The sequence below is a fragment of the Roseburia sp. AM16-25 genome, from assembly GCF_003473825.1.
GTDB lineage: Bacteria > Bacillota > Clostridia > Lachnospirales > Lachnospiraceae > Pararoseburia > Pararoseburia lenta.
On record NZ_QUCW01000002.1, the window covers coordinates 360,104 to 371,012 of the forward strand.

Sequence of the window (10,909 nt, forward strand, 5' to 3'; positions counted from 1 at the left end):
ATACTTGTAAGATATGAAAATATACTAGCGTGAAAACAGAGGAAAAGAGGAGCGTCTATGAGAAAAATCGATTTTAACCGGGACTGGACGGTGCAAAAAGAAGGGCAGGAGAGGGTAGAACACGTTAATCTGCCGCATGATGCCATGCTCTATGAAAAAAGGGCGAAAGAAAATAAGACAGCCAGCGCCAGTGCTTATTTTGAGGGTGGCAAGTACATTTATAAGAAGATTTGGGATGTGGATGCCCAGACAGCAGAGCAGACCAATATCTTGGAGTTTGAGGGAGTTTATCAGAATGCGCGCATCAGCCTCAATGGAAAGCAGATCGCGGAAAGACCTTATGGTTATACGAATTTTTATGTAGATCTGACAGATCTTTTGACGGTCGGTCAGAATGAGATTCAGGTGATCGCGGATAATGCAGATGTGCCAAACAGCAGATGGTATTCCGGCAGTGGTATTTATCGCCCGGTGTCACTTTATACGGCGGGATCATCTTATATCAAGCCGGAAGGAATCAAGGTACAGGTATTGGATCAGGAATGTATCTGCCTGCGCCTTGCCTGTGTGGCGGAAAATGCCCAGGCAAAGATCACGATTCTGGATCAAAATGCGGTCGTGACGGATATGGTCGTGGAAGATCTGACCCACTTGGAAACCGAGGGTATTACGATCATGATACCGAATGCGAAACCATGGTCTGCCGAAGATCCGCATCTTTACCGGGTAAGAGCAGAACTTGTGCAGGACGGCAGTGTGCTTGATTGTGATGAAAGTCATTTTGGTATGCGTACTCTTGCATGGGGAAAAGAGGGATTTCTTGTAAATGGAAAAGAAGTCCTCTTTCGCGGTGCATGTATCCACCACGACAATGGCGTGCTGGGCGCCTGTGGGTTTGCAGATGCTGAGACCCGGCGTGTGCGCATTTTAAAAGAAGCAGGATTTAATGCCATCCGGTCTGCACACAACCCGATCTCAAAGGCAATGTTAGATGCCTGCGATGTTATGGGTATGTATGTGATGGATGAGACTTTTGATATGTGGCTGATCCACAAAAATCCATATGACTATGCAGGTGATAAGTTCAAGGAATGGTGGAAAGCGGATACGGAGGCTATGATCTCCAAAGACTACAACCATCCATCCGTTGTCATGTATTCGATCGGAAATGAGATCACAGAACTCGGTATGGAAGATGGACAGAAGCAGGCGAAAGTCATGGTAGATTTTTGCCATGAAAAAGATAAGACGCGTCCGGTGACCGCAGGTATCAACCTGATGCTTGCTATGATGGCTGGCGGCAAAAAGAGCATTTACGGAACGGATGACAAGGGACAGGTCAAGGACAGTGGAACTGGTGGCATGGATGCTATGCCAACCTCTGATTTCTTTAATCTGCTCATGAATAAGATGGGAAAACTGATGACTAAGGCTGCGTCTTCCAAAAAGGCAAATGCCGTGGCTGTCAAGATGCGTGAGATCTTTGATATTCCGGGATATAATTATGCGACCAGCCGCTATGAAAAAGATGCCAGAGATTGTCCAAATCAAGCAACGACCGGATCCGAGACCCTGCCACAATCTTTGTATGAAAACTGGCAACTGGTAAAGAAATTGCCAACCATGACAGGCGATTTCATGTGGACGGGCTGGGATTATCTGGGCGAGTCCGGTATAGGAACCGTGCGTTATGTTGATAAGAAGACAAAAGAAAACATTGATCCGGGTCTTATTATGACAGGCGGTCCCGGTATCATTGATATCTGCGGAAAGATGCGTCCGGAAGTGGGCTGGGGCAAGATCATCTGGGGCTTGCAGGATGTGCCGACGATTGGGGTAGATCCGCTGACCCATGCAGATCATTTCCAGTCGCTTTCCATGTGGCGTACCACGGATGCCGTGGAGAGTTGGTCCTGGGAAGGCTGTGAGGGAAAGCACACGCTGGCAACCGTCTATTCCGATGCGCCGGTGGTAGAACTTTTGGTAAACGGTCAGAGTCTGGGCAAGAAAAAGACCAAGCAGGATATGGCGAAGTTTAAGAAAGTGACCTATCAAGAGGGGCAGATCGAGGCAGTGGCATACGATGCTTCCGGCAAGGAGACAGGAAGAAGTAAATTGGTCTCTGCCAGCGGAAAGACAAAGATTTCTTTAAGACCGGAATGTCAGAGTCTGCGGGCTAACGGGCAGGATCTTTGCTTTTTAAACATTGATCTGGTGGGCGAAAACGGTATTACCAAATCATCTGTCGATCAGGTTTTAAAGGTGGAAGTCACAGGTGCCGGGTGCTTGCAGGGATATGGCTCTGCGAGACCAAATATTGCAGATGATTTTGTGTCCGATCAGCACAAGACTTTCCTTGGCAAATCCCTTGCTGTTATCCGCGCTGGATATGAAACGGGCTGTATTCATGTGAAAGTTTCTGGAGAGGGCTTGGAACCGGTCGAGACGGACATAAGCGTTTCATAAAATAATCCGTTATTTTTCTTATAAAAGTATGTTAAAATGACATTAGTTAGCATGTGCCGGCTAATGTCATTTTTAGTTGGCGCGAGAATAGACGAAAGAATATGCCGCTTTACGAGAAGGAGGGGGTAAAATGGGGGCATTACATATCTTACTTATCATTGTGATCGTGCTGGTCGTACTGCTGTTTTTGGTGTCTGTCGGTCTTTGTACCTATGCAGTTTTTCCGAAAAGGTTTGGTCTGGAAGAAACCAGGAAAATTGAACTGGGAAAGCCATATTTAAAGGGGATGGATTTTCCGGCAAAGGAAACCTACACGGTACGGTCTTATGATGATTATGTCTTGCATGCGGAGTATATTGAGACAGACCCGCAGTCGAAAAAATTTGTGATTATCAGTCATGGCTATACTTATACCAGATATGGATCTTATAAGTATGTCTATCTATTCCAGAAGTTGGGATTCAACTGCATTATCTATGATGACAGGGGGCATGGCGAGAACAAGAGGTGTCGCTGCATGTTTGGCATCCGTGAGTCCAAAGATCTTTTAGCAATGATCGATGATACTTACAAGCGGTTTGGGGATGATATTCTTTTGGGACTGCATGGCGAATCTATGGGCTCAGGGTTGAGTCTTATGGCTTTGCAGTACAAGCCGAAAGTTAAGTTTTTGGTAGCGGACTGCGGTTACGGCAGATTGTTGGAGGTCTTGTGTGGAAAGGTCAAAGAAATCTTCCATCTGCCGGGGTTTTTTGCTTATCCGGCATCCTGGGTGTGCAGGATCTTGTATGGATTTTCTTTGGCAAAAGTCAGTCCGGAGGAGTCCTTGTATGACAATGAGATTCCGGTTTGTTTTATCCATGGGGAAGATGATAATTTCATTCCGTGCAGCCAGAGTCAAAGAATGCATAAGATAAATAAAGGCTATAGTGAACTGCATACATTTCCAAAAGCGGATCATGCGCAGTCACTGGATTCCGATGTAGAACGTTATGAGGGTATTTTGAGAGGTTTTGTAGCAAAGGTATTGTAAGAAAATCGGGGTAAAATGATGAAAGAAGAGAAGGTAAGCGTAAGCAGTAAGTTTTGGTTGTGCAGTGCAGACTGTTTGTGTGGAACACTGTCCGGTCTGATCACAGGGGGAGGCATGACCTATTTTTATACCAAATATCTGGGATTGGATGAGGGACTGGCAAGTATCGTCTGGATGATCTTCGCTGTCTGGAATGCTTTGAATGATCCTTTATTTGGCTATATTTCGGACCGGACGAAATCAAAATTGGGACGACGGATCCCTTATATCCGTTATGGTGCGCTACTCTATGGCGTGATCTTTATCTTAAGTTGGTTCTTGTGGCCTCTGGGCGGCAGCCAGACGGCTCTCTTTGTGCAGATGTTAGTATCACTTTTCTTTTTTGATACGTTTTATACGGCAATCGCAACTTCTTTGTATGTTCTTCCTTATACAATGGCAGAGAGTAATCAGGCAAGGAGCGGGATCTTTGTCTGGAAGATCTTCTTTACGCTCTTGTCGCTGGCAGCACCGCTGGTACTCTTTCCTCTGGTCAGACCGGATGTAGGAGAGAGCGCAAGTCGTTTTCAGACCATTATGATCATGCTTGGCGTGGTTACGACTCTGGTAATCTTTTTTTCCACATTTTTTTATAAAGAAAAATATACGTCTGATGCTGAGGAAGCACCGGGACTCTGGGAGTCTATCTGTCAGTGCTTTAAAAACAGGGCATTTCTGGTGTATGAAGTCATTAGTTTTACGGTTATTTTTGTGCAGACCATTTTGATGCAGGGCGTGGTCTATTATTTTGATGAGTTCACGGTTCCGATGCCTTTGGCTTATGCCAGTCTTGGCGTTGGTGCGGTGTGCGGCATCATTCTTTGGATCAAGAGCATGGGAAAGATCGGTGTTGCCAAGTGTATTATCGTGATGAGTGTTGCCTTTGCGGCAGGTGCAACCTTGGTTATTTTTGCCGGACAATATGTCATTCCTGCCATGATCGCTTTCTTTATTATTGGTTTGGGCTTTTCCGGTGGTATGTATCTGGTGCCGCTGATGAATGGCGAGGTGATTGATTATGATGAAGCCAAGACCGGATTTCGTAGAGAGGGCATGTATGCAGGTGTGAATAGTCTGATCACGAAACCGGCGATCAGTTTTGCAAATGCAGCATTTGTCATGATCATTGGATGGTTTGGCTATGACAATGCCGTCAAGGCAGGGGCGCAGGATGCTATGGCAAAGTTTGGTGTTAAGGTTGCCTGGATGGCACTGCCGGCATTGCTCTTTATCATTTCTGCCATTGCCATGAAAGCCTATCCGCTGGTGGGCGCGGAATGGAAGAAGTTGAAAGAGGAACTGAGCCGGAAGCATGAAGTGGAGAGGTAAGGATTGATTCTGAACGGCATTTAGGAAAATATTCGCATGAGGAGGATTTTGTCTTGCCATCCTAAACAAATTCAAGTGTGCCATATGCGTTTAGCGAGGTGTTTCCTAAACTAACACTTGGAACATGGACATACATCTTTCAGGGACTTTTGGTGATTACACTTATGGTTCTCAAGAAAGGGTGTGATACTTTGCATCGGCATAGCATTGTCAAACAGATGTAAACTTCCAATCATACCAACAGATCTGTTTCCGAGAGATTTGGCAGAAATCATCCAAAAGCCATATGCAAGGGTAAAGATAACTTTTGATGTTACTTGTCTGCTTGTTACGGCGTGTCTGACCTATTTTGCACTGGGCAGGATTTAATGGATGCCGTGAAAACCTTGATTTTATTGGATTTCTTGGGGATTAACCAATAATTTACACATTATTTATACCTTTGGAAGACCGGATCGGAATAGCTGAAATAATATAAAGGCGTGGGAGAAATCCTACGCCTTTTACATATAATCGCACAATTTCAGCGGAAAAAACTCATGGTCATGTGCAAAAATGAAGGTAAAACTTAGTGGACGATATAATGTATAAATTCATAATTTGAAAGAATATTAGCTATTTATAGGTAGCTGTTTTAATAAACCTATCTGACTAGGAAACAGTTGTTATATCGGCTAAAAACAGTGTAATAGATAAAACGAATGGTGCTTTTGCCGATAGTGCGATATACTAATCAAAAGATTAGTACGTTTTGGATTTAATTTATGATGGATGGAGGGTGGCAGATGAAATACCTTTTGGTTGCTGAAATAGCAAAAAAATGGAATGTGTCAGAACGTAGTGTTAGAAATTACTGTGCAAAGGGGCGTGTGAACGGCGCGGTTCTTATCGGTAAAACTTGGAACATTCCGGAAAATGCGGAGAAACCAGAGCGTATCAACAAGAAAAAAGAGGAACCGATTACTCTGTTAGATATTCTAAAAGAGCAGAAGTCAAGGAATTATTCCGGTGGGATTTACCATAAGACGCAGATTGACTTGACCTATAACTCTAATCATATGGAGGGCAACCGCCTGACTCACGATCAAACCAGATATATCTTTGAAACCAACACCATCGGTGTAGAAAAAGAAGTGCTGAATGTGGATGATGTGATTGAAACTGCAAATCACTTCCGTTGCATTGACATGATTATTGTTCATGCAAAAGCAGCTCTGACGGAGAAGTTCATCAAAGAACTTCACTTGATTTTGAAGAATGGTACCAGCGATTCCAGAAAAGATTGGTTTGCTGTTGGGGATTATAAGAAACTTCCGAATGAAGTCGGTGGCATGGATACAGCCCTTCCGGAAGAAGTTGCCGATAAAATGAAGGTCTTGCTGATGGAATACAACGCCAAAGAAGAAAAGACCTTTGCGGATATTCTGGACTTCCATGTGAAGTTTGAGCGGATTCATCCGTTCCAGGACGGTAATGGTCGTGTGGGAAGACTGATTATGTTCAAGGAGTGCCTGAAATACAATATTGTTCCATTTATTATTGAGGACAATCTGAAAATGTTCTATTACCGTGGATTGAAGGAATGGGACAACGAAAAAGGTTATCTGACAGATACCTGTCTGACAGCACAAGATAAATATAAAGCATATTTGGATTATTTTAGGATTGAATATTAAACGAGCTGATTTCCAGACTATATAATAGGTAAAATGACTTTTGAAAAAGGGTAAACAAAGAATTGAATCGCGGCGGATGTATTCCGTTCGCATTCCGAGTATATGCGACATACGAAGTGAATTCGAGATTGTCAGATTTGAAGTTACATGCGATTATCGATAAGTTGAGTCCGGAGTTGCGGTACAAGCTGTCCACGGATGGCGAGATCAAGGATTTTGGATTTAGCATTTGAAATCAAAGTTTGCAAATCCTTTTTTCATATGTGATTTTTTCGATTATTTTTATTGATTTAGTAAATATCCGCCACATCAAATCAGATATGGCGGATATATTTAGAAATTCATTTTAAATATTTTATTTGCTCCATTTTGCATTATTTTGCAAAAAGTGTAGTTTTAGAGAAGAAAAATACGATGCCCAGGAAAGTCGATAAACCAACGCAAAACACGGCATTTCTTGGCATTTTAGGACAGGAGGAAATTATGATTAGAGTTTTATTCATCTGCCACGGCACTATCTGTGTAAATGCTTAAAATGCCTGCAAAATCAATGATTTAAGAAATTGTCAGGGTGAATTTGCCCCTGTTTTGCCCCTAATAATTATAGGACTACCCGATAAGTAAAAATCCCTTAGCTGAATGAATAGACTGAGGGATTTTTCTTGTTTTATAACTTGAATACATCAAAATAATATTGAGGAAATCAATATAATCAAGTATACTTATTTAAGTAAATGGTGTACAGAACTATGGAACTGTAACGAGTTTATGACCAGTTTATTATTAGGATAGGAAGGATCAACTATGACTGTAAGCTATAATAAATTATGGAAAAGACTTATAGATCTAAATATGAGCAAAACTCAGCTTAGAGAAAAAGCCGGTATAACAACAAATGCAATGGCAAAGATGGGAAAAAATGAGAATGTTTCGACAGAAATCATATGTAAAATATGCAAAGTATTGGAATGTCAGGTAGAAGATGTAATCGAATTAGTTGATGAAGAAGAAAAAGAGGTATGTTAGCATAGAAGAGTCCGTTTTATGGGACACATACTATGATATTATTAGAGAAAAAGTAAAGAGGTAATTGAATGTATACAAGTATAGAGCTTTTTGCTGGAGCTGGCGGATTGGCATTAGGAGTCGAAAAAGCGGGATTTAATACATTAGGTTTAATAGAATTTGATAAGGACGCAGCGGATACATTAAAGAAGAACAGACCAAACTGGAATGTTATAAATGATGATATTGCAAATATATCGTGTCTGGATTTGGAAAAGTATTTCTCTATTAAAAAGGGAGAGTTAGATCTTCTTTCAGGTGGTGCACCTTGTCAGGCATTTTCATATGCAGGAAAAAGGCTTGGGCTTGAAGATGCAAGAGGAACCTTATTTTATCACTATGCGTTATTCCTTGAAAAATTGCAACCTAAGATGTTCTTGTTTGAGAATGTCCGAGGATTGCTTACTCATGATCACGGAAAGACTTATGCAACAATGCTGGATATTTTTACAAGAGCGGGTTATACCATTGGCAAACAAGTATTAAATGCATGGAATTATGGTGTACCACAGAAAAGGGAACGACTTATTACCATTGGAATTCGTAATGATTTAGTAGGAAAGACCAAATACAGATTTCCGAAAGCACATAGTTATAAACCAGTTCTTAGGGATGTCCTTTTGGATTGTCCAGATGGTCCGGGGGTTCCGTATGGAGAAAAAAAGAGAAAGATTTTTGAATTGGTTCCAGCTGGTGGATATTGGAGAGATATAGATCCGGCAATTGCCAAAGAATATATGAAGAGTTGTTGGGATATGGAAGGCGGAAGAACTGGAATTTTGAGAAGAATGAGTTTGGATGAACCATCTTTAACCGTATTAACATCTCCATCCCAAAAGCAAACAGAAAGATGTCATCCATTGGAAGCAAGACCTTTTACTGTTAGAGAAAATGCAAGGTGTCAGACATTTCCAGATGATTGGGAATTTTGTGGAAATGTTTCGGCTCAATATAAACAGGTAGGAAATGCTGTCCCAGTTAATTTAGCATATGATATTGCAAAAGAAATTGCAAATTCGCTAGATATGCTTGCGGAAAATCAGAAAGTAAAGGAGGCAATGTAATGGATTGGAAACTGAAATTTATTAGTCAGGAAAACTTTGTTAAACATGTGGAAGCGACAATTGACAAGTATGGGGAAAAACTGGAATCTTTTGATATTAAGCGGTTTAACAAGAATATTATTGATCCGATTAAGTTGATATTTGATAAAACAGTATATCAGTCAACTTGGGAAGAAATGGTGGGAAACGAGATATTCCGACAAAGGGACAAATCAAATAATAACGATATCGGATATTTTCATCAGACAATATTTCAGTACATGAAAAATTGTCATGTGCCTGAAAATGGTAAAGAAGGCGGATGGGATGTTATCTATGAAAATGCAGATGGAATTCAATTGCCAGAGGGTGATGTAGTACATAAGATTTATGTTGAGATGAAGAATAAACATAATACGATGAATTCTGCATCTACCGGAAAGACATATATGAAAATGCAGAACCAATTATTGAATGATGATGATTGTGCATGTTTTCTAGTAGAGGCGATTGCGCAAAAATCACAAAATATTACTTGGAATCCAACGGTTGATGGTAAGAAGATTTCTCATAAACGTATCAGAAGAGTAAGCATAGATCAATTCTATGCACTTGTAACAGGAGAAGAAGATGCATTTTACCAGATGTGTATGGTACTTCCGGAAGTTATAGAGTCCGTGGTGGCAAAGGGTGGAGATGTTAAAGTCCCACATGATACAGTTGCAGAGGAGTTGAAAAAGATTGCAGAAATTTCAGGGGAACAATCAGAGAATCTTGCAATGGCTCTTGCTGTCTATATGCTTGGATTCAGTTCATATATTGGATTTTCGGGATTGATAGAAGGAAAGACTTCTGTTGATGAGAACTTCTTGAAAAGAATTTATGCATATGCAAAGGGATTGAAGTAGAGAAAATTATAGCAATTTAGAAGAAAAATAAGGAAATGAAAGATATATAAATTTGCAGGGATTTGTTCATATGATGATAAAAGGTGATTATTATGGAGATACAATTTGAAGATTTAGACAAATCAGATTTTTTTATTGATTGTGTATACAAAGGTGGAAAGGCTCCTAATATGTCATCAGAGCCATTTCATAAATTGATTCCGGGATGTGAAAATGCTGGAGGGGTTAGAAAGAAGTTTCGTGAAGATGGATCAGGTAAGTATGCGTATGTTGTTTTATATACATCAATGGAGGAACTAGAATGGCCGGACTACTTGGATGAAGAGACAGGTATATTTCGATATTATGGAGATAATAGAGAACCTGGTCGAGAATTAACAGATACAAAGAAGAAGGGAAATAAAATATTAGAAATGGCATTTTCTCTTTTGAATGAAGGGAAGAATCTTGAAGATATGCCACCGTTTCTAATTTTTAAGAAAACGGGAACAGGAAGAGATATTCAGTTTTTAGGACTTGCTGTACCAGGTAATCCAAAGATTTCTCCAGATAGGGATCTAGTAGCGTTTTGGCGAACTGTTAAGGAAAATAGATTCCAAAATTATGAAGCATATTTTACTGTACTGGATACAGGAGAAAAACCTATTTATAGAAAATGGATTGAATCATTAATTTATGATCATGAGAATAATTTGAAGTATGCTCCTGAGGCATGGGTGAGATTTGTAAAGCAAGGTAGAAATGGAATTACACCATTAGCAGCACCTAGAATGCATAAAATTCCCAATAGATTTGAACAACTTCCAGCGGGAAGTGATACGGAAGGACTCTTATGTCTGGATGCTATTCGTAATCACTATAATAGTTTTAATCAGGGATTCGAAGCCTGTGCCACAAATATTGTAAGCAAAATGGATTCGCATTTTGTAGATTTTTCACTTACAAGACCATGGAGAGATGGAGGGCGTGATGCACTTGGATTTTATTCCATAAGTGCAGGTGGGAAAGTGAATGCGTCGCTTAAGATTGATTGTGCACTGGAAGCTAAGTGTTATTCGCCTAATAATGGAGTGGGTGTTAAAGAAATGTCTCGGTTGATATCGAGAATTAGATATAGACAGTTTGGAATAATGATAACAACTAGCTACGTGGATAAACAGGCATATCAAGAAGTTGTAGAAGATGGACATCCTATTCTTATAGTGACAGCTACCGATATTGCACAAATCCTTAGGGAAAATGCGATTAGTTCTTCAAATATAAATGAGTGGTTAACTTCTATTGATAGACAGGATAACAGGCTTATTGAGTATTACAAACGCGTAAATGAAATGGCAAGGAAAAGTTGAT

Annotated in this window: 8 protein-coding genes and 1 pseudogene; all 9 read left to right on the top strand. The window is 40.6% G+C overall.

Annotation, left to right across the window (positions count from 1 at the left end):
* The first annotated feature begins 57 nt into the window (after positions 1 to 57).
* Entirely contained in the window at positions 58 to 2,466 is a 2,409-nt protein-coding gene (locus DW183_RS05655) for a glycoside hydrolase family 2 TIM barrel-domain containing protein (protein ID WP_118281011.1), read from the top strand.
* Positions 2,467 to 2,596: 130 nt separating this feature from the next.
* Positions 2,597 to 3,499: an alpha/beta hydrolase gene (locus tag DW183_RS05660; RefSeq protein WP_118281012.1), complete on the top strand. Its 903-nt coding sequence runs from the start codon at positions 2,597 to 2,599 to the stop codon at positions 3,497 to 3,499.
* Positions 3,500 to 3,517: 18 nt separating this feature from the next.
* Entirely contained in the window at positions 3,518 to 4,867 is a 1,350-nt protein-coding gene (locus DW183_RS05665; RefSeq protein WP_158573028.1) for an MFS transporter, read from the top strand.
* Positions 4,868 to 4,938: 71 nt separating this feature from the next.
* Positions 4,939 to 5,233 (top strand): annotated as a pseudogene (locus tag DW183_RS12855) (DUF6198 family protein); the annotation flags it as partial.
* Between the two features lie 419 nt (positions 5,234 to 5,652).
* The gene (locus DW183_RS05675) at positions 5,653 to 6,543 is read left to right on the top strand and encodes a Fic family protein (RefSeq protein ID WP_118281014.1); all 891 of its coding nucleotides are present in this window, start codon (positions 5,653 to 5,655) and stop codon (positions 6,541 to 6,543) included.
* 804 nt (positions 6,544 to 7,347) lie between these two features.
* On the top strand, positions 7,348 to 7,569 hold the full coding sequence (locus DW183_RS05680) for a helix-turn-helix domain-containing protein (protein WP_118281015.1): 222 nt from the start codon (positions 7,348 to 7,350) through the stop codon (positions 7,567 to 7,569).
* A gap of 68 nt (positions 7,570 to 7,637) precedes the next feature.
* Positions 7,638 to 8,672 (top strand): DNA cytosine methyltransferase, encoded by a 1,035-nt coding sequence (locus DW183_RS05685; protein WP_118281016.1) that lies wholly within the window; start codon positions 7,638 to 7,640, stop codon positions 8,670 to 8,672.
* Positions 8,672 to 9,559, top strand: a complete 888-nt coding sequence (locus tag DW183_RS05690) for an Eco47II family restriction endonuclease (protein ID WP_118281017.1) — start codon at positions 8,672 to 8,674, stop codon at positions 9,557 to 9,559. Before DW183_RS05685 ends, DW183_RS05690 begins: the two co-directional genes overlap by 1 nt.
* Before the next feature lie 92 nt (positions 9,560 to 9,651).
* Positions 9,652 to 10,908: a restriction endonuclease gene (locus tag DW183_RS05695; RefSeq protein WP_118281018.1), complete on the top strand. Its 1,257-nt coding sequence runs from the start codon at positions 9,652 to 9,654 to the stop codon at positions 10,906 to 10,908.
* The last annotated feature ends 1 nt before the right edge of the window (position 10,909 follow it).

Coding starts and splice junctions, on each gene's coding strand:
- DW183_RS05655 (WP_118281011.1), top strand. CDS start 58: ATGAGAAAAATCGATTTTAACCGGGACTGGACGGTGCAAAAAGAAGGG.
- DW183_RS05660 (WP_118281012.1), top strand. CDS start 2,597: ATGGGGGCATTACATATCTTACTTATCATTGTGATCGTGCTGGTCGTA.
- DW183_RS05665 (WP_158573028.1), top strand. CDS start 3,518: ATGAAAGAAGAGAAGGTAAGCGTAAGCAGTAAGTTTTGGTTGTGCAGT.
- DW183_RS05675 (WP_118281014.1), top strand. CDS start 5,653: ATGAAATACCTTTTGGTTGCTGAAATAGCAAAAAAATGGAATGTGTCA.
- DW183_RS05680 (WP_118281015.1), top strand. CDS start 7,348: ATGACTGTAAGCTATAATAAATTATGGAAAAGACTTATAGATCTAAAT.
- DW183_RS05685 (WP_118281016.1), top strand. CDS start 7,638: ATGTATACAAGTATAGAGCTTTTTGCTGGAGCTGGCGGATTGGCATTA.
- DW183_RS05690 (WP_118281017.1), top strand. CDS start 8,672: ATGGATTGGAAACTGAAATTTATTAGTCAGGAAAACTTTGTTAAACAT.
- DW183_RS05695 (WP_118281018.1), top strand. CDS start 9,652: ATGGAGATACAATTTGAAGATTTAGACAAATCAGATTTTTTTATTGAT.